General features: G+C 63.2%; 16 protein-coding genes. 10 read left to right on the top strand and 6 right to left on the bottom strand.

The genetic code is table 11. The features are described 5' to 3' along the window. Positions 1–20: 20 nt before the first annotated feature. The 3 genes from ACN6NG_RS26465 to pmrG all read right to left on the bottom strand — a co-directional run bounded on the left by ACN6NG_RS26465 (position 21) and on the right by pmrG (position 3,176). On the bottom strand, positions 21–1,262 hold the full coding sequence (locus ACN6NG_RS26465; RefSeq protein WP_474316996.1) for a TIGR03862 family flavoprotein: 1,242 nt from the start codon (positions 1,260–1,262) through the stop codon (positions 21–23). 148 nt (positions 1,263–1,410) lie between these two features. Next, entirely contained in the window at positions 1,411–2,325 is a 915-nt protein-coding gene (locus ACN6NG_RS26460) for a histone deacetylase family protein (RefSeq protein ID WP_063422792.1), read from the bottom strand. Between the two features lie 164 nt (positions 2,326–2,489). Then, positions 2,490–3,176 carry a lipopolysaccharide core heptose(II)-phosphate phosphatase PmrG gene (pmrG, locus tag ACN6NG_RS26455; RefSeq protein ID WP_474316994.1) on the bottom strand — a complete coding sequence of 229 codons (687 nt, stop codon included), beginning with the start codon at positions 3,174–3,176 and terminating at the stop codon, positions 2,490–2,492. A gap of 179 nt (positions 3,177–3,355) precedes the next feature. Between pmrG and ACN6NG_RS26450 the strand changes: the two genes are divergently transcribed. The 4 genes from ACN6NG_RS26450 to ACN6NG_RS26435 all read left to right on the top strand — a co-directional run bounded on the left by ACN6NG_RS26450 (position 3,356) and on the right by ACN6NG_RS26435 (position 6,620). After that, positions 3,356–3,925, top strand: a complete 570-nt coding sequence (locus ACN6NG_RS26450) for a GNAT family N-acetyltransferase (RefSeq protein WP_049274282.1) — start codon at positions 3,356–3,358, stop codon at positions 3,923–3,925. Between the two features lie 96 nt (positions 3,926–4,021). Further along, on the top strand, positions 4,022–4,891 hold the full coding sequence (gene tesB / locus ACN6NG_RS26445) for an acyl-CoA thioesterase II (RefSeq protein WP_043201433.1): 870 nt from the start codon (positions 4,022–4,024) through the stop codon (positions 4,889–4,891). After that, positions 4,888–5,478, top strand: coding sequence for an HAD family hydrolase (locus tag ACN6NG_RS26440; RefSeq protein ID WP_016501683.1), 591 nt, complete (start codon positions 4,888–4,890; stop codon positions 5,476–5,478). The genes tesB and ACN6NG_RS26440 overlap by 4 nt, the downstream gene beginning before the upstream one ends. 131 nt (positions 5,479–5,609) lie before the next feature. Beyond that, positions 5,610–6,620 (top strand): zinc-dependent alcohol dehydrogenase family protein, encoded by a 1,011-nt coding sequence (locus ACN6NG_RS26435; RefSeq protein ID WP_063422794.1) that lies wholly within the window; start codon positions 5,610–5,612, stop codon positions 6,618–6,620. Between the two features lie 58 nt (positions 6,621–6,678). Here ACN6NG_RS26435 and ACN6NG_RS26430 read toward each other — a convergent pair whose 3' ends face one another. Further along, positions 6,679–7,380: a FadR/GntR family transcriptional regulator gene (locus tag ACN6NG_RS26430; protein WP_474316988.1), complete on the bottom strand. Its 702-nt coding sequence runs from the start codon at positions 7,378–7,380 to the stop codon at positions 6,679–6,681. A gap of 261 nt (positions 7,381–7,641) precedes the next feature. Between ACN6NG_RS26430 and ACN6NG_RS26425 the strand changes: the two genes are divergently transcribed. From ACN6NG_RS26425 to ACN6NG_RS26415, 3 genes are all read left to right on the top strand, one after another. Further along, positions 7,642–8,994, top strand: a complete 1,353-nt coding sequence (locus ACN6NG_RS26425) for an MFS transporter (RefSeq protein ID WP_353457044.1) — start codon at positions 7,642–7,644, stop codon at positions 8,992–8,994. A gap of 19 nt (positions 8,995–9,013) precedes the next feature. Beyond that, complete coding sequence (gudD, locus tag ACN6NG_RS26420; protein WP_474316986.1) at positions 9,014–10,369, top strand: glucarate dehydratase; 1,356 nt, start codon at positions 9,014–9,016, stop codon at positions 10,367–10,369. 501 nt (positions 10,370–10,870) lie between these two features. Then, on the top strand, positions 10,871–12,262 hold the full coding sequence (locus tag ACN6NG_RS26415; RefSeq protein WP_016501678.1) for an amino acid permease: 1,392 nt from the start codon (positions 10,871–10,873) through the stop codon (positions 12,260–12,262). Between the two features lie 67 nt (positions 12,263–12,329). On the opposite strand, the gene ACN6NG_RS26410 is transcribed toward ACN6NG_RS26415, so the two are convergent. Then, a complete protein-coding gene (locus tag ACN6NG_RS26410) occupies positions 12,330–13,193 on the bottom strand; it encodes a LysR family transcriptional regulator (protein WP_474316985.1) in 864 nt (287 codons plus the stop codon). Positions 13,194–13,496: 303 nt separating this feature from the next. On the opposite strand from ACN6NG_RS26410, the gene ACN6NG_RS26405 reads away from it, so the two are divergent. The 3 genes from ACN6NG_RS26405 (at position 13,497) to ACN6NG_RS26395 (ending at position 18,246) form a co-directional block, all read left to right on the top strand. Next, entirely contained in the window at positions 13,497–15,038 is a 1,542-nt protein-coding gene (locus ACN6NG_RS26405) for an MFS transporter (RefSeq protein ID WP_474316983.1), read from the top strand. Between the two features lie 189 nt (positions 15,039–15,227). Next, positions 15,228–15,713 (top strand): hypothetical protein, encoded by a 486-nt coding sequence (locus ACN6NG_RS26400; protein ID WP_474316980.1) that lies wholly within the window; start codon positions 15,228–15,230, stop codon positions 15,711–15,713. Positions 15,714–15,852: 139 nt separating this feature from the next. Beyond that, positions 15,853–18,246, top strand: a complete 2,394-nt coding sequence (locus ACN6NG_RS26395; RefSeq protein WP_474316978.1) for a TonB-dependent siderophore receptor — start codon at positions 15,853–15,855, stop codon at positions 18,244–18,246. A gap of 96 nt (positions 18,247–18,342) precedes the next feature. Here ACN6NG_RS26395 and ACN6NG_RS26390 read toward each other — a convergent pair whose 3' ends face one another. Next, complete coding sequence (locus ACN6NG_RS26390) at positions 18,343–18,990, bottom strand: TetR/AcrR family transcriptional regulator (RefSeq protein WP_474316975.1); 648 nt, start codon at positions 18,988–18,990, stop codon at positions 18,343–18,345. Between the last annotated feature and the right edge of the window lie 113 nt (positions 18,991–19,103).

Genomic DNA, 19,103 nt, shown 5'->3' with positions numbered 1-19,103 from the left:
AAAGCGGCCCCAAAAATCTGTCAGGAAACCCGCGTAACCCAATCCGCCGCCGCCCGCCCGGCGCGCAACCCGCTGGCGAAGCAAGCCGTCAGCAGATACCCTCCGGTCGGCGCCTCCCAGTCCAGCATCTCGCCGGCACAGAACACCCCCGGCATGCCCTTGACCATCAACCCCTCATCCAGCCCCTCGAAGCGTACCCCGCCGGCACTGCTGATTGCTTCATCCAGTGGCCGCGTACGCACCAATGTGATCGGCAATGCCTTGATCGCCCGCGCCAGCACCAGTGGGTCGGCAAAGGTCGCCTGATCGGTCAGCTCGCGCAGCAGCGCCGCCTTCACGCCATCAATGCCCAGCTGGCTGTGCAGATGCTTGGCCATGGAGCGTGAACCGCGTGGCTTGGCCAGTGCCTGGGCAATCTTGTCCACAGGCTTGTCCGGCAGCAGGTCGAGCAGCAATACCCCTCGGCCTTCGCGGTTGATGGCCTCGCGTGACGGCGCCGACCAGGCATACACCAGGCTGCCTTCCACACCTTGGGCGGTGAGGATGAACTCGCCCTTGCGCGGTGCACTGCCCGGTATGCTGAGGGCAATGTTCTTCAATGGCGCGCCGGCGAACTTGTCCTTCAGCAACGCGCTCCAGCCTTCTACCTCAAACCCGCAGTTGCTGGGCTGCAAAGGCGAGATATCCACAGCCCGTTCGGCCAGCAATGGCTGCCAGGCGCCATCCGAACCAAGCCGCGCCCAACTGCCGCCACCCAGCGCCAGTACCACGACTGCAGCCTTCACCGCGCGCTCGCCCTGTGGATAAGCGATCCGCAAGGCACCGTCGGCGTTCCAGCCCAACCAGCGGTGGCGGGTGTGGATAACTACCCCGCTGTCGCGCAGGCGCTTGAGCCAGGCGCGCAGCAATGGCGCGGCCTTCATGTCGGTGGGGAACACCCGCCCCGAGGTGCCGACGAAAGTTTCGATGCCCAGGCCGTGAATCCACTGGCGCAAGGCGTCGGCGTCGAAGTCGCGCAGCAGCGCATCGACTTCGCCCTGGCGCTCGGCATAGCGTGAAACGAACGCTGGGTATGGCTCGGAGTGGGTGATGTTCATGCCGCCAACCCCCGCGAGCAGGAACTTGCGCCCTACCGAAGGCATGGCGTCGAACACCTCTACCGCCAGGCCCGCCTGGGCCAGCGCTTCGGCGGCCATCAGGCCGGCGGGGCCGCCACCGATAACGACGGCGAGGGGAGGGGAGGCGGGGTTCAGATCGGGCATGGTGGGCAGCAGGCTGTGGAAAAGATGCGCATTCTAGCGCAGCGCTGCCCATGGAAGCACTGGTCAAAAAACGATCAGAGTTCTGCAGGCCCTGTGTGCAAAGGGCTACAGCGCCTTTCCCGCAGGTTATCCACAAGCGGTTCCACAGTCATTGTGAACAACCGATGACGCGTGCCGCGCTGTGGTGCAGGATGCCATGGCGCCTGGCCAACGCTTCGCGGTCCTTGCTGTAGCCGCCGCCGATTACGCCAACCACCGGGATGTCTCGGCCCAGGCAATGGCGCAGCACCGCTTCGTCACGGCCAGCCAGGCCGGCGTCAGTCAGTTGCAGGTAGCCCAGGGCGTCGTCCTTGTGCACATCGACGCCGGCGTCATACAGCACCAGGTCGGGTTGATAGAGCGGCAGCAGGTAGTTGAGGGTGTCGTCCACCACCTTCAGGTAGGCCGCATCGCCCATGCCACGAGGCAGGGGAATGTCCCAGTCGCTCTGCGCCTTGCGGGCCGGGAAGTTCTGTTCGCAATGCAACGACACGGTTATGGCCTCCGGGGTGTCGTGCAGGATGCGCGCGGTGCCGTCACCCTGGTGCACATCGCAATCGAAGATCAGTACCCGGTGTACCCGGCCAGCCTCCAGCAGGTAGCGGCTGATCACGGCCAGGTCGTTGAAGATGCAGAAGCCGGCGGGGTGGTCGTAATGGGCATGGTGGGTGCCACCGGCGAGGTGGCAGGCGATGCCATGTTGCAGCGCCATCTCGGCGGTCAGCAGCGAGCCACCCACTGCCCGCACCGTGCGCCGGGCCAGGGCTTCGCTCCAGGGCAGGCCGAGGCGACGCTGGTCTTCGCGGGACAGGTCGCCGTTCATGTAGCGCTCGATGTAGCCACGGTCGTGGGCCAAGGCGAGGATGTCGTCGGGGCAGATGTCCGGGCGCAGCAATGCCTGGTCGGTGGTCAGCCCGCTGTCGACCAGGTGGTCATGCAGCAGGCGGAACTTGTCCATCGGGAAGCGGTGTTCGGCGGGGAACTCCGGGCTGTAGTCTTCGTGGTAGATCAGCGGCAACGGCATGGATGGGGTCGCAATCAGGGCCAGTGCTGATCTTGCCATGGCCGGGGCCGCTTTGCTGCCCAATCGCCGGCAAGCCAGCTCCCACAGGTAATGCACAAGCCTCGAAGGCCATGGGGAACCTGTGGGAGCTGGCTTGCCGGCGATGAGGCCGGAGCAGGGGAATGCTATTTGCCGGCGCTGGCCAGTACCCGTTGCCAGTCAGGTTCGTTCAGTCGCCCGAGGATGCGTGCCTTGCCATTGCCATCCACCGACACGAACAGGGCGCTGGCATAGCTACTCTGGCGCTCGCTACCGGTAACGTTCTGCTGGCGGGCGAAGTGGTCGATGCAGCCGTTGTGGGTCACCAGCACCAGGTTGTGGCCGGGGCGCTTGCGTGACAGTGCTTCACTGGCAAACTGGTTGTCACAGCCTTCCAGCCAGTCTTCGCTGGCCACCGCCTGGCCGAGGATGAAATGCGCGGTTTGCCGGGTGCGCAGCTTCGGGCTGCTGAGCATGTCGGCGTTGTTCAGGCCCAGTTGGTGCAGCCCCTGGCCAACGCGGCCAGCGGCCTGGCTGCCGGCCACGGTGATGCCGGTGGGGTCGTCCAGGCAGGGCCCGGGGGCGCTGTCGCAGCGTTCGGCGTGGCGGATCATCACGATCACAGCGCCGTCGGCCCAGTCCTGCAACAGGCCGCTGTCACTCAGTTGTTGCTCGTTACCAAGGTCCACGATATGCGTCCTCGTCGCCAGCCAGGTGGTCAACGCCGTCACGACCATGCACAGGCCAAGGGCGGCACCGAGGGCCTTGCGTGACAGGCGCCGCTTGCGCCGGGCATGAATGGCAGGGTGCCCCAGGGTGTTGCTCGATAGCATGCGTTGCTCCGTTGGCAGTGCCGCGGCTAGCGCGGAGGTGGATGGCGGCATCCTGCCAAGCGGCCTGTCGGGGGCCGGTGAAGGGCGTGTGAAAATTGCATTTGGCTGCTGCCGGCTGGGTGAAACCCGCGCCCGCGCCTACGCTGTAAACTGCAAGGCGGTAAACCGGAGCAGGCCCCATGACCCCCATCCTCCAACTGGAAAGCGCACGGCTGGTGCTGCGCCAATGGCATGACGATGACTTGCGCGAGTTCGCCGCGCTGTGTGCCGACCCCCAGGTGATGCGCTACTTTCCGGCGCCGCTGACGCGCGTTGAGGCGGCTGCGTTGATCGGCCGTGTGCGCGGGCATTTCAATGAGTACGGCTTTGGCCTGTGGGCGCTGGAGCGCAAGGACAGCGGCGCGTTCATCGGCATGACCGGGTTGCTCAATGTCAACTTCGAGGCACCCTTTGCCCCGGCGGTGGAGATCGGCTGGCGCCTGGCACGTCGCCACTGGGGCCTGGGCTTTGCCAGCGAGGCGGCGTGGACCTGCCTGCGTTGTGCTTTCGCCCAATTGCGCCTGGAAGAAGTGGTGTCGTTCACTAGCGAGAGCAACCTGCCGTCGCAGAAGGTGATGCAAGCCATCGGCATGCAGCAGGACCTGAACGGTAGCTTCGAACACCCCCGCCTGGCCGAGGGCCACCCGCTGCGCCCGCACGTGCTGTACCGCATCGACCGCGCACACTGGGAGCGCACCCTGCGCGCCTGAATGCACGGCCATGCCCGGCGCGAATGACAAACCCTGTATCATTTGCCTTCATAACGAGCGCTGTAGAGACGTGTTGCCTTGCGAGGAGAACCCCCAATGAGTCATGTGTTGGACGACCTGGTCGACCTGTTGAGCCTCGAATCCATCGAGGAGAACCTGTTCCGTGGGCGTAGCCAGGACCTGGGCTTCCGCCAGCTGTACGGTGGGCAAGTGCTGGGCCAGTCCTTGTCGGCGGCCAGCCAGACGGTCGAGGACGCCCGCCATGTGCATTCTTTGCACGGCTACTTCCTGCGCCCGGGCGATGCTAGCCTGCCGGTGGTGTACTCGGTGGACCGCGTGCGCGATGGCGGCAGCTTCAGTACCCGGCGGGTAACGGCGATCCAGAAGGGGCAGACCATATTCACCTGCAGCGCGTCGTTCCAGTACGACGAGGAAGGTTTCGAGCACCAGGCACAAATGCCAGACGTGGTCGGCCCGGAAAACCTGCCGAGCGAGGTGGAGCTGGCCCGCGCCATGGCCGACCAGTTGCCCGAGCGTATTCGCGACAAGGTGCTGTGCGCCAAGCCGATCGAGATCCGCCCGGTCACCGAGCGCGACCCGTTCAACCCCAAGCCTGGCGACCCGGTGAAGTACGCCTGGTTCCGCGCCGACGGCAACCTGCCCGACGTCCCCGCCCTGCACAAGTACCTGCTGGCTTATGCCTCGGACTTCGGCCTGCTGACCACGGCGTTGCTGCCCCATGGCAAGTCGGTGTGGCAGCGCGACATGCAGATCGCCAGCCTCGACCATTCGCTGTGGTTCCATGGCAACCTGCGCGCCGACGAGTGGCTGCTGTACGCCACCGACAGCCCTTGGGCCGGGAATTCCCGCGGTTTCTGCCGCGGCAGCATCTTCAACCAGGCCGGGCAACTGGTGGCATCGTCGAGCCAGGAAGGCCTGATTCGCCATCGCAAGGATTGGGCATGAGCCTGGGCGAGGTGCGCAACTGGGTGTTCGACATGGACGGCACCCTGACCGTGGCCGTGCATGATTTCGACGCCATTCGCGTGGCGTTGGACATCCCCGCCGAGCACGACATCCTCACTCACCTGGCGGCCTTGCCCGCAGAGGTATCGGCAGCCAAGCATGCCTGGTTGCTGGAGCACGAACGCGACCTGGCAGTTGCCTCCACGGCGGCCACCGGGGCGGTGGAGCTGGTGCGCGAGTTGGCCGGGCGCGGCTGCCGGTTGGGCATCCTGACGCGCAATGCCCGCGAGCTGGCGCATGTGACGCTGGAGGCCATCGGCCTGGCAGACTGCTTCCCGGTGGAGCACATTCTGGGGCGTGACGAAGCGGCCCCCAAGCCGAGCCCGGACGGGCTACTGAAGATTGCCAGTGCCTGGGGCGTGGCGCCAAGCGAGCTGGTAATGGTGGGGGATTACCGGTTTGACCTGGACTGTGGGCGTGCTGCAGGCGCACGCACGGTGCTGGTGAATCTGCCGGATAACCCGTGGCCGGAACTGGTGGATTGGCATGCGGCCGATTGCCGGGCACTGAAGGTGATGCTGGGCTGATTCTTGTGTCGGCAACGCGGGCCTCTTCGCGGGCATGCCCGCTCCCACACGCATTGTGCAAGTCTCAGGTCTGTGGTGCCGGACCTGTCTATGCTCAACCCCATTCTTTCCTCTGATACGGAGACCCACCCATGACCAGCAAGGCCATCTACGTACAACCCGGCGGCGGCTACGACAAGGTCGAGGTCGGCACCAGCGAGGCCCAGGCCCCCAAGGCCGGCGAAATCACCGTGCGGCTGCACGCCAGCTCCCTCAACTACCATGACTTTGCCGTGGTCAGCGGCATGTGGGGCCCGAGCGAGCGGCGTATCCCCATGGCCGATGGCGCCGGCGAAGTGGTTGCGGTGGGCGAAGGCGTCAGCGAGTTCCAGGTCGGCGACCATGTGGTCAGCACCTTCTTCCCCGACTGGCTCGACGGCCAGGCCAATGTCGAGGGCTTTGCCCGGGTGCCCGGTGACGGCCTCGACGGCTATGCCCGCGAACAGGTGACCGCCCGCGCCACCGCGTTCACCCTGGCGCCCAAAGGCTTCAGCCATGCCGAAGCCGCTACCCTGACCACCGCTGGCCTTACCGCCTGGCGTGCGCTGATGAGCGACGACCACCTCAAGCCTGGCGACACGGTGCTGGTGCAGGGCACCGGTGGTGTGTCGATCTTCGCCCTGCAGTTTGCCAAGCTGGCTGGCGCCACGGTGATCGCCACGTCGTCCAGCGACGCCAAGCTGGAGCGCCTGAAAGCGTTGGGCGCCGACCACCTGATCAACTACAAGAGCACCCCGGCCTGGGGTGAGAAGGTGCGCGAGCTCACCGGTAACCGCGGTGTCGACCATGTGATCGAAGTGGGCGGCCCGGCGACGCTGGAGCAGTCGATGATCGCCGCGCGCATCGGTGGGCATGTGTCGCTGATCGGCATTCTTACCGGCGTGGCCGGTCAGCTGCCGCTGGTGCAGGCGCTGGTGCGGCAGATTCGCCTGCAAGGTGTGCTGGTGGGCAGCCGCGCCCAGCAGCAGGCGATGGTGCGGGCGATCGATGCCAACGGCCTGCGGCCGGTGGTGGACAAGCACTTCGAACTGGAGCAGATCGTCGAGGCGTTCCGCTACCAGGAAAGCAACCGGCATTTCGGCAAGATCTGCCTGACCTGGTAATGCCCATACGCGGTACCTGTGGGAGCGGGCGTGCCCGCGAAGGGCTGCGCAGCGGCCCCTAGTCCGGCAGCATCCGGTCGCGGCTGTTGGACAGGTGCAGGCAGACCGCCGCCCGCGCTGCATCCGGGTCTTGCCGGCGGATGGCATTGAGGATTGCCTCATGCTCCAGGTTGGCCAGGTACGCCTGCCGCGCCAGCTTCGCCCCGCCGCGTTCGGCCAGGGCCATGCGGTTGCGCGGGATCAGGCTGTTGCCCAATTGCAGCAGCATCTCGGTGAAGTACAGGTTGCCGGTAGCCTCGGCAATCAGCAGGTGGAAGCGTCGGTCGGCCTCGATGCAGCTGTCGCCGGCGGCTGCCAGGTCCTGATAGTCATCCAGCGCCTGGCGCATGCGCACCAGGTGCCCCTCGTCACGGCGCAGCGCAGCCAGGGCGGCGGCCTGGCCTTCCAGGCCAATGCGCAGCTCCAGCAGGTCGCGCACATTCGCCGCGCTTTCCGCCGCGATGCGCAGCCCGGCCTGGGCCTGGCGCTCCATCACGAAGGTACCGATACCGTGGCGCGGCTCCACCAGCCCGGAAGCCTGCAACTTGGACAAGGCTTCACGCACCACCGTGCGGCTGACGCCATGCTCGCGCACCAGTGTGTTCTCTGAGGGCAGCTTGTCACCCGGCTTGAAGGTGCCCAGCAAAATCTGCTGGGTCAGGCTGGATACCAGGTCATGGGCGCGGCTGTGGCCGCGTTTGCGGGCGTGTTCGGGTTCCATGGTGTGATCCGTTTCGCGCTGTACTTGTACGACAAGTTAATCCATAAAATTATTTTTTGCCGATTTTTTCTGCCTCCAAGCTGGCATTTGAGTTCTCTACTTTTGAAAGATCGCAGCACATTGTCATTGTGACAGCTTGTATTTTGCCATTTTGCCGACACTGTTGATCTTGTTGTACAACCTCGTCGCGAATATGCTCAGCCCCACTGCCATGTCAGACAACCAAGACCCGCACAAAAACAATTAGTGGGAGATTCGCACGTGAACGACACCCTCGCTCCGTCTGCCCGGAATGACGGCGACGCCCTGGCCAGTGCTGTAGCCAAGGTCAAGCGCCATGTCCTGCCGCTGTTCGTCATCATGTTCATCGTCAACTACCTCGACCGCGTCAATATCGGTTTCATCCGCCCGCACCTGGAAAGCGATCTGGGCATCAGCGCCGCAGCCTACGGCTTTGGCGCCGGCTTGTTCTTCATCGGCTACGCGTTGTTCGAAGTGCCTTCGAACATGCTGCTGCAAAAAGTGGGGGCGCGGCTTTGGCTGACCCGCATCATGTTCACCTGGGGGCTGGTGGCCACGGCCATGGCCTTTGTGCAGAACGAAACCCAGTTCTACGTGCTGCGCTTTCTGCTGGGTGTTGCCGAGGCGGGCTTCTTCCCTGGGGTGATCTACTACTTCACCCGCTGGCTGCCAGGCGCCGAGCGCGGCAAGGCGATTGCCATCTTCCTCAGCGGTTCGGCGCTGGCTTCGCTGATTTCCGGGCCGCTGGCCGGGGCGTTGATGCAGATCCAGGGCCTGGGCATGCATGGCTGGCAGTGGATGCTGTTCATCGAAGGCATGGCCTCGGTCGCCTTGTGCTTCTTCGTGTTTTTCTGGCTGGACTCCAAGCCGCAGGATGCCAAGTGGTTGAGCCAGGCCGAGCAGGACGCGCTGGTGGCCACCATCGACCGCGAGCAGCGTGAGCGCGAAGCCGTGGGTACGGTCAAGGCTTCGGCCTGGAGCCTGCTCAAGGACCGCCAGATCGTGCTGTTCTGCGTGATCTACTTCTGCATCCAGTTGACCATCTACGCCGCCACCTTCTGGCTGCCGAGCATCATCAAGCGCATGGGTGACCTCAGCGACCTGCAGGTCGGCTTCTTCAACTCGATCCCGTGGCTGATCTCGATCCTGGCCATGTACGCCTTCGCAGCGGGCTCCGCGCGCTGGAAGTTCCAGCAGGCCTGGGTAGCCGGTGCCCTGGTGGTCGCCGCAATCGGCATGTTCATGTCCACCACCGGTGGCCCGGTGTTCGCCTTTGTCGCCGTGTGCTTCGCGGCCATCGGTTTCAAGTCGGCATCGTCACTGTTCTGGCCGATCCCGCAGGGTTACCTGGATGCCCGCATCGCGGCGGCAGTGATCGCCCTGATCAACTCGGTCGGCAACCTCGGCGGCTTTGTTGCTCCCACCACGTTCGGCCTGCTGGAGCAGCAGACCGGTTCGATCCAGGGTGGGCTGTATGGCTTGGCTGTGACCTCGGTGCTGGCGGCCATTGCCATCTTCTTCGTTCGCACTCGCCCAAAGGGCGCCCCTTCCGATGACCTAAAGGCCCCCTCGGCCCTGGGCCAGACCCACTGAATACTGCGAGACAACAATCATGAATATGCAGACCAACCCCGCCGTTCATACCAGCACCCCGGTGGTCACCGACCTGCGGGTGATCCCAGTGGCCGGCCATGACAGCATGCTGCTGAACCTCAGTGGCGCCCATGGCCCGTATTTCACCCGCAACGTGGTGGTACTGCGCGACAGCGCTGGCAATACCGGGCTGGGCGAGGTGCCTGGCGGTGAACAGATTCGCCAGACCCTGGAAGACGCCCGCAGCCTGGTAGTCGGCCAGCCGGTCGGCCACTACCAGCGCGTGCTCAATGCCATGCGCCAGACCTTCGCCAGCCGCGACTCGGCGGGCCGTGGCCTGCAAACCTTCGACCTGCGGATTACCGTGCATGCGGTAACGGCCATCGAGTCGGCGCTGCTCGACTTGCTTGGCCAGCACCTCAACGTGCCCATGGCGGCCCTGCTGGGCGAGGGGCAGCAGCGCGATGCGGTGAAGATGCTGGGTTACCTGTTCTACATCGGCGATCGTCAGCAGACCGACCTGGCCTACCGCAACGAGGCCGATGCCGATGACGACTGGTTCCGCGTGCGCCACGAGAAGGCCTTGACCCCGGAAGCGGTGGTACGCCTGGCCGAAGCGGCCGAGCAGCGCTATGGCTTCAGCGACTTCAAGCTCAAGGGCGGCGTGCTGCGTGGCGAGGAGGAGATGGAAGCCGTGACGGCGCTGGCCGAGCGCTTCCCTGAAGCGCGAATCACGCTTGACCCCAACGGCGCCTGGTCACTGAAAGAGGCCATTGCCCTGTGTCGCGACAAGCATCGCGTGCTGGCCTATGCCGAAGACCCCTGCGGCGCCGAGAACGGTTACTCGGGCCGTGAGGTGATGGCCGAGTTCCGCCGTGCCACCGGCTTGCGCACCGCCACCAACATGATTGCCACCGACTGGCGGCAGATGGGTCATGCGATCCAGTCGCAGGCAGTGGATATTCCGCTGGCCGACCCGCACTTCTGGACCTTGCAGGGTTCGGTGCGGGTGGCGCAGATGTGCAATGACTGGGGGCTGACCTGGGGTTCGCATTCGAACAACCACTTCGACATTTCGCTGGCGATGTTCACCCAGGTGGCGGCTGCGGCGCCGGGCGAGATCACCGCAATCGATACCCACTGGATCTGGCAGGACGGCCAGCGCCTTACCCGTGAACCGCTGCGCATAGTGGACGGGCATGTGTGGGTACCGGCCCGGCCGGGGCTGGGGGTTGAGCTGGATGAGGACCAGTTGGCCAAGGCCCATGAGTGCTACCGCAACATGGGGTTGGGGGCGCGGGATGACAGCGTGGCGATGCAGTATCTGATCTCGGGCTGGCAGTTCGATAACAAGCGGCCTTGCCTGGTGCGTTGAGGCGATTGCAGGTGCAGTGTGTGCAGAGAGAGCCCTGGGTGACCGGGGCTTTTTTGTGGGTGGCTGAAAATACCTGGGCCTGTGCTGGCCTCTTCGCAGCACAAGGCTGCTCCTACAGGTACCCCGCTGCCGTTGAGACTAGTGCGGTCCCTGTAGGAGCAGCCTTGTGCTGCGAAGAGGCCGGCACTGGCAACACACATCCAAATGAAAAACAAAAGCGCCAGATGGCCCGATGGCGCGATCGGGCATGCCATTCGCGACATCTGGCGGTATTGGAACTGCCCTGTCGTGATCGAACAGTTCCGGGGCGTTCTCGTGTAATTTCCCGCAGCCCTGCGAGGCTTAAATGAAGCCCGAACCGCACGGACACGTTGCTCTGTGATGCGCGCCAAAGATCAACAACAGCGCGCGAGCAACCTGTCGACTAACTGATTTGAAAGGAGATATTTTCGCCTACGCCTGCCCGTCCATCCTTGTGTCAGCAAAAAGAGAACAACATCAATGAGCACCGTGGGATCTGATGGCAACCTTGCACAAGGTTTCAAGCCTCGTCATGTAACGATGCTGTCCATCGCCGGCATCATCGGCGCCGGACTTTTCGTAGGCTCTGGTCACGCCATCGCGGCGGCCGGGCCAGCAACCATAGTTTCGTATTTCGTGGCCGGAACCCTGGTGGTACTGGTCATGCGCATGCTCGGCGAAATGGCCGTGGCACACCCTGATACCGGATCGTTTTCCACCTACGCCGACCAGGCCATCGGCCGCTGGGCCGGCTACACCATCGGCTGGTTGTACTGGTGGTTCTGGGTACTGGTAATCCCTATCGAAGCACTGGCTGCCGGGCATGTGCTGAACGCCTGGTTCCCGCAGGTGGACAGCTGGATCTTCGCCCTGGCCTCGGTACTGCTGCTGGCCTGCACCAACCTGTTCAGCGTGGCCAAGTACGGTGAGTTCGAGTTCTGGTTCGCCATCCTGAAAGTTACGGCGATTCTGGGTTTCATCGGCCTGGGCTTTGCCGCACTGATGGGCTGGCTGCCCAACCGCGAGGTCAGCGGCCTGAGCGGGCTGATGGCCGAGTACGGCGGCTTTGCGCCGAAGGGCTGGTCGGCAGTGGTCGGTGCGTTCATCACCGTGATGTTCAGCTTCATCGGCACCGAGGCGGTGACTATCGCCGCGTCCGAATCCAGCGACCCTTCGCGCAACATCGCCAAAGCCACCCGCTCGGTGATCTGGCGAATCAGCACCTTCTACATCCTGTCGATCTTCGTGATCATTTCGGTGGTGCCGTGGAACGACCCGCAGTTGGCGGTGGTGGGCTCGTACCAGCGTGCGCTGGAAATCATGAACATCCCCAACGCGGCCTTCATGGTCGACCTGGTGGTGTTGGTGGCTGTGACCAGCTGCATGAACTCGTCGATCTATATTGCTTCGCGGATGATGTACTCGCTGGCCAAGCGGGGTGACGCCCCGGCCTTCCTCAACAAGACCTCCAAGGTTGGCGTACCGCGCGCTGCAGTGTTTGGCAGCACCCTGATCGGCGCAGCCATCGCCGTGCTCAACTACTTCGCACCGAAGGGCGTGTTCGAGTTCCTGCTGGCCAGCTCCGGGGCCATCGCCCTGCTGGTGTACATGGTCATCGCCATTTCGCAGCTGCGCATGCGCCGCCGCCTGGAGCGGGAGAACACCGAGCTGAAGTTCCGCATGTGGCTGTTCCCGTACCTGACCTGGGCGGTAATCATCTTCATTGCCGGGGCGCTGGCAGTGATGATGTACACGCCTGAGCACCGGGTGGAGGTCAGCTCTACATTGGGCCTGGCGATCGTGATTTCCTTCCTGGGGATCGTGACCTCGCGCGGCCATGCGCAACCGGTGGGGGCGCGGTCGATGGGGTGATTGAGTTCACCATGCGGTAAGGCGAAGGGCACCCGTGGATGGTGCCCTTTGTTTTTCAGGGCGACTGTCAGGCCTTCATCATCTCGATGTACCTCATCACTGCCGGCGCTTTTTCGAACCGCCGGTGGATCAGGCTTAGCCACGAGCTGGCCTGGCAATCGACGACCCGCCGGTAATTCACCTGCGGCAGGTTGATGCGCTGCACCACCGATTCCGGGACTACAGCAATGCCTTGCCCAAGTGAGACCAGGGTAATCACGGCCACCAGGCTGCCGGGTTGTGGGCCAAGCCTGGGCACGAAACCACCTTGCGCGGCCACTTCCAGCGTGCCGGAAATTTGCTCGGGGAGGATGAAGGTTTCGTTGGCCAGGCGCGAGGCCGGGATCTGCGGCACTTCGTTGATCCGCGAGCTGGCGGGCAGGGCGAGGACGAAACCTTCCTGATGCAAGGCGATGGCTTGCAGTTCGTCAGGCAGCTCCATCGGTGAGCGCACGTAGGCAAGGTCGAGCAAGCCGTCGCGGACCATGCCGGGTAGTTCGGCCATGGGCAGTTCACGGATATTCAGGCGTACGCCAGGGCAGGTTTCGCTGTAGCGGCTGACTTGCTGCTGGAGCATGCCCGAGTAGGCGGCCGAGGCCACGTAGCCCAGTTCGATACGCCCGCTTTCGCCACGGGCGGCCTTCTGTGCGCCCAGTTGCGCCGCATCGAACTGGCGCACGGCGTGCTCCGCCTCGATCAACAACGCCTGGCCGGCGGCGGTCAGGTTGACCTCGCGCTGGCTGCGCTCGAACAGGCGTACCCCCAGTTCGCGCTCCATGTCCTGGATCTGCCGGCTGAGGGTAGGCGGGGCGATGCCCAGTTGCTCGGCGGCACGGGTGAAATGGCCGTGGCGGGCGACGCACAGGAAGTAGCGGAAATGGCGGATTTCCATGGGTGTTACCTACAGGGTAATGACGCAGGCCGCCGGGGCTAACAAAGCTATGGGTTGGCGGCGTTATGGTTGAGGCCAACACTACAAGGCTGGTGGCTTGGCGGCAAAGCATGCCTGTGCAATTGCAGGGACCGCTGTGCGGTCCATCGCCGGCAAGCCAGCTCCTACAGGTATTGCGCAACCTCGAACACGACGCGGCCCCTGTGGGAGCTGGCTTGCCGGCGATGGAGCGCGCAGCGGTCCCGGCGATCCCGCAGGTTAAAGGCACTTCAAACCAGCCAGCTCAGCTTCCGGAGCCCCATCATGCCCTCTGCACGTTTTACCCTGCTCACTGCCTCTCTGGTTTGCGCCCTGATCATTCTCGACACCAACATCGTCGCGGTCAGCCTGCCCAGCATCGCCCGCGACCTGTCCGGCTCTTTCGCCGATATCGAGTGGGTGGTCAGCGCCTACCTGCTGGCCTTCGCCGCCTGCCTGTTGCCCGCCGGCAGCCTGGCCGACCGTTTTGGCCGGCGGCGCATGCTGCTGCTCGGCCTGGTGCTGTTCGGTTTCGCCTCGCTGGCGTGTGGTGCCGCGCCCAACCTGCTGTTCCTTGACCTGGCCAGGGCCGCCAAGGGTGTTGGGGCTGCGTTGTTGCTGACCTCGGCCCTGGCCGCGATCGGCAACCGCTTTCATGAGCCGCAGGAGCGCATGCGCGCGTGGGCGTTCTGGGGTGCCTGCATGGGCGCCACCATCACCTTTGCGCCGTTACTGGGCGGGGTGATCGCCAGCACCCTGGGTTGGCGCTGGATCTTCTACATCAACCTGCCGCTGGTAGCGCTGCTTGCAGTGATGGTGATGCGCAGTGTCGAGGAGTCCCGCGACAGTGCTGCAGCCCGGCTCGACCCATGGGGCAGCCTGACCTTCGCCGGCAGCCTGGGCTACCTGATCTGGGCGATGATCGATGCCAACCAGGTAGGCTGGGGCAGCGCGCAAACCCTTGGGCGGCTGGTGATCAGCGCCTTCCTGTTCGGCCTGTTCGTGATGGTGGAGCGCAGCCAGGCACGGCCGATGATCGACCTGCGGCTGATGCGCAGCGGGCGTTTCGTCGGCGCCTTGCTGGGCATGTTCGCGTACGCCGCTTGCGCCCAGGTGATGATGACTTTGCTGCCGCTGTACCTGCAAAACGGCCTGCAACTGTCCGCATTGGCAGCCGGGGCCGGCATGCTGCCGTTTGCTGTGGCCATGTTGCTGACACCGCGCTTGGGCATGCGCCTGGCGGCGCACTTGAGCCCGGCGCAGGTGTTTGCGTTGGGCCTGGTGCTGGTGGGGGTGGGCAACCTGCTGTGTGCCTGGGCCGCCGGGTTTGGCGGCTATGCAGCCTTTGCCCTGGCCAGCCTGGTGCTGGGGGCGGGTGCCGGGCTGCTAAATGGCGACACCCAGAAAAACATCATGGCGTGTGTGCCACGCCAGCGTACCGGGATGGCTTCCGGGTTGAGTACAACTACGCGCTTCGGGGCCATCGTCCTGGCTATCGGTTTACTGGGTGGCGTACTGGCCGCCCGCAGCGGGCAATTGCTTCACGAAGCCCTGGTTGCCGTAGCGCCATCGCAAGTGGGCCAGGTTGCTGCGATGGCCACGCGGGTAGCGGCGGGCGACCTGCAGGCGGCCCTGGCGCTGCTTGATCCGGGCTTGCGTGAAGCGGTGGCACCCTTGGCCCGCCAGGCGTTCATGGGTGGCTTCGAGGCCGTGTTGCAGGTTGCGGGCCTTGCAGCGCTGGTGTTCGCGGTGGTGGTGGGCGTGCTGCTGAGCCGCCCGCTGCCCGCTACGCAGGAAACGCTACTGGGGCAAAGCCAATCCCTGTAAAAGGCATGTATCCACACCGGCAAAACCGCTTTGAAACCGCACTCGGATGAGTAGGTAGCTGACCGCAGTTATTTCACCCTTGCGCGCAACTAATACAACCGGAAAATGTCATTTCACTGCGCGCCAGCAATGGCGCGTGGATGAGGCTGGCGCTGGCCAGTAAAACTATGCCGAGGCAAGGAGCTTCCCGTGCAAAACGACGACTATTCCGACCAGCTATCAATCCCGGCGGACCAACTACCGCCAGGCGTTTTCCCGCCGATGCCGGGCTTCACCATCGCCGACCTGCTGTATGTTGCTTATCAACCCACTGAAACGCTACTTGAAAAGCGCGATATCGACCCAGGCCTGATTCGCGAAACCAGCATCGCGTTTGCCAGCCATCTGTATCAGGCGCTGGAAAGAGAGGATATCCAGTATCAGATCGCGAGCTGGTACCAGAAGCCCTATGACCACCCTGAAAAGCGTGTGCACAGTGTGGAAATCATCGCTGAACAATCCGGGATCATAACGTTAAAAGCTGTCGCTGACTCATTGAAGGGCTCACCGCTGCGGCAACTGGGTAAAGACTTCTATATGGAATACATCGAGCTGGCCGGTTATGCCATCAAGAACCACATCCTGAAGTTGAACGACCCCGAGTTTGACCCGTTTGCGAGCCGCGATAGTGAATAAGGTTTAAGCGCTGGAGGCACCCGCGATGTGGTGCCTCCAGCTACCCGAAAAATAAATGAGGTGTTTTCTCATTCTCGTTCGGCTTGTAGAGAAGGCCGGAATACAGGCCAGCCCGCCGACCCCTCTACGGAGCGAGAAAATGAGTTTGACCCCGGTTTCACAGCGCCATCCTTTGAGCCGTGCTGTGCACGCTGCTTTCCTGGGCCTGGTTGTCAGCAGCTCTGCGCTGCCTGCGTTTGCGCAAGCTGCTACCGCTGAGCACAACAACCAGGTCCAGCAATGGAATATTCCTGGTGGCCCACTGGCGCCGGCGCTTGACCACTTTGCGCGCCAGGCCGGTATCAGCCTGTCCTTCGACGCACAGAGCGTAGCCAACCGCAACACGGCGGGCGTGCAAGGCGCGTTGGGCACGTCGGCTGCACTGTCGTCGTTGTTGCAGGGGACCGAGCTTCAAGCTGAGCAGCAAGGCCCGAGTGCTTACCTGGTGGTACCGCAGCCAAAGCCAGCTGGCCCGCTGGAGCTGGGCGCGACCGAGGACTACCGCCTGGCGCCCGTCATCATCAACGCCAAGGTCAAGGCCAGTGCCGACGATGACACCAATTCGGTGGTTGCCAAGGAACTGTGGGTGGGTGGCAAGGTGGCGACCAGCATCCTCAACACGCCAGCCTCCGTGTCGGTAGTGACCAACAAGGAAATGCAGCAGCGCAGCGTCAGCACCACGGAAGAGGCGCTGCAATACACCCCAGGTGTGGTCAGCGACTTCTACGGCTCGGACGACCGCAACGACTACTTCCAGATCCGCGGCTTCCAGGCCACCACTTACCGTGACGGCCTGACCTTGAGCTCGATGCGTGGTGTGCGCGAAGACCCGTTCGCCTACGAGCGCATCGAAATTCTGCGCGGCGCCAACTCCACCCTGTTCGGCCCGGCAGACCCAGGCGGCTCGGTCAACTTCGTGACCAAGCAGCCGCGCTTCGAAAAATTTGGCCAGGGCTATGTCACCTACGGCTCGTATGACCATGCCGAAACTGGTATCGATGTAGGCGACGCCCTGAACGACGAACAGACGCTGGCCGGCCGCTTTACTGCCAAGATGCAGAACAGCGACCGTGAGTACGACCACTCGCAGGACGATAACCGGTTCGTGATGGGCGGCCTGACCTGGGCGCCTACCGACTTCACTTCGGCTACCGTGATCCTCGACTACCTGAAGACCAACAGCTCGCCAAACAGCGGTGGCTACCCACTGGACAAGGAATACGACCGCAGCGATTTCTACGGCGAGCCCGGCTACAACTTCCACGATGTCGAGCGCACCAGCCTCAGCGGCAACATCACCCACGACTTCGACAACGGCTTCACGCTGCGCGGCAACCTGCGCTACAGCGAGCTGAGCGATGACTTTGGCTATGTCTACCTGAGCGACAGCGCTTCGCGGGTTGGCACCACCATACCGCGCTACGTGTTCGGCACCGACAGCGATGCCGATCAGCTCAACGGCAACCTGATGCTGCAATACGATGCCCAGTTCGAGCACATCGACAGCAGCACCCTGGTGGGTGTGGAATACCTCGACTCCACCACCAAACAGAGCTCCGTATACAGCCTGGCGCCCTCCATCGATATCGCCAACCCAGTGTTCACCGGCGTGCCTGGCGGCATCACGCCCTATACCCGCAAGAAGAACGACGCCACCACCAAGGCCGTGTTCCTGCAGCAGAACCTGTCCTTCTATGACCGCTTGATCGCTACAGCAGGTGTGCGTAATGACTCCATGGACCTGTCCAGCACGGAGTACGTCGGCGGGGTGAGCAAGCAAAGCGACAACTTCTCTGAAACGTCCTACCGTGGCGCGCTGACTTACATCGTGAACGATGAAGTCTCCACTTATGTGAGCATGGTGGAATCGGTTTCGCCTCCGCAGGTTGGCGTAACGCCGCAGACCGGGAGGCAGTACGAAGTGGGTGTGAAGTACTCGCCACTGGGCATGGATGCGTTGTTCTCTGCCGCCGTTTATGACCTGACCCAGGAAAACGTCACCATCGCCGTCGTGCTGCCGAGCGGCATCATCGAACAGCAGACGGTGGGCGAGTCACGTGCCCGCGGCCTGGACCTGGAAGCCAAGGCGCAAGTCACGCAAAACCTCAGCCTGATCGGTGCCTATTCCTACATGGAAACTGAGGTGCTGCGCGGCGCGCTGTATGACGGCAGTTCGCTCAAGGGCAAGGAATTCACTGTGGCGCCGAAGCATACGGCTTCGCTGTGGAGCTACTACGACATTGCCAACACTGATGTGAGCGTTGGTCTGGGTGCCAGGTACGTTGGTGGTTATTACATGGATGCTGCCAACACCAAGAAGAGCGACGGTACCACGCTGTTTGACGCGGCCTTGAACTACAAGATTGCCAAAGGGACTGACCTTGCCCTGAATGTCAGCAACCTGTTTGACGAGCAGCATGTGGTGGGGTCGGGGACGGCGAATTACTACAACCCGGGGCGTGAGGTTACGGCGAAGGTGAGTTACAGCTGGTAATACGGCTAGGGGATGGCACGGGTTGCGCCCTGTTCACGGGCAAACCCGTGCCCACAGGTGCGCAAATCCTGAAGCTTGCAAAGGCCTCGGTGTTTGTCAGGCGCTCAAATCGGCACTACTAAAACCGTTGCGCTGATAAAAGCGCTCCAGCTCACGGGCCTCCGGCTCCCTGCCGGTGAAAATCTTCAGGTACTCGGGGATGTAGCGCATGCGCTGTGCCAACGGCTCCCGGGTTTTCATGCTGATGTAGCCGATTTGCGTAAGGTAGATCGAACGGGCGCGGGTGATCGCAGCATCGTCTTCAAAGCCGAAACGGTCAAACATCTGCCGCAATGCCTCGACGCGCTGCGCGTCTGCCTCGCCGATTTCCTGCGCCACTTCCGGTGACTGCAGCGCCCAGCTGCGCATGGCGAACTCGAATTGCGAGTCGAACAATTCGCTGTTCAGCCAGCAGTCGAAGACGTTGAGAATCGCCTCGGTGATGGACTCGGCATAGGCCTGGGACTGGGTCACCAGATTGAAGGTGTTCTTGTTTTTCCACTGCTCGATCAAGGCTACGAGCAGGGCATCGCGGTCTTCGAAAAACCAGTAAAAGCTGGTGCGCGACAAATTTAGTTTTTTTGCCAGCGGCATCACGCGCACGGCATCGACACCTGACTCGGTCAGGCTTTCATAGGCCGCATTCAGCCAGCCTTCCAGTGAGCCTCGGCCTGCGGGTTCCGCTTTTGAGGTGGCGCCTTTCATGGGCATTTCTCCCTTTTCAATCTGCTATTTCTGGCAACTGTACACCATCGTCAAGAGTATTGACACCTGTGTACAGAGGGGCATATTGTCGGCTTGCCTGATGACCTGTTTGC

This window comes from Pseudomonas sp. TSO6, assembly GCF_056098905.1.
Note: the sequence above shows the minus strand (reverse complement) of the source record. Positions and strands in the feature narration are given on the sequence as shown.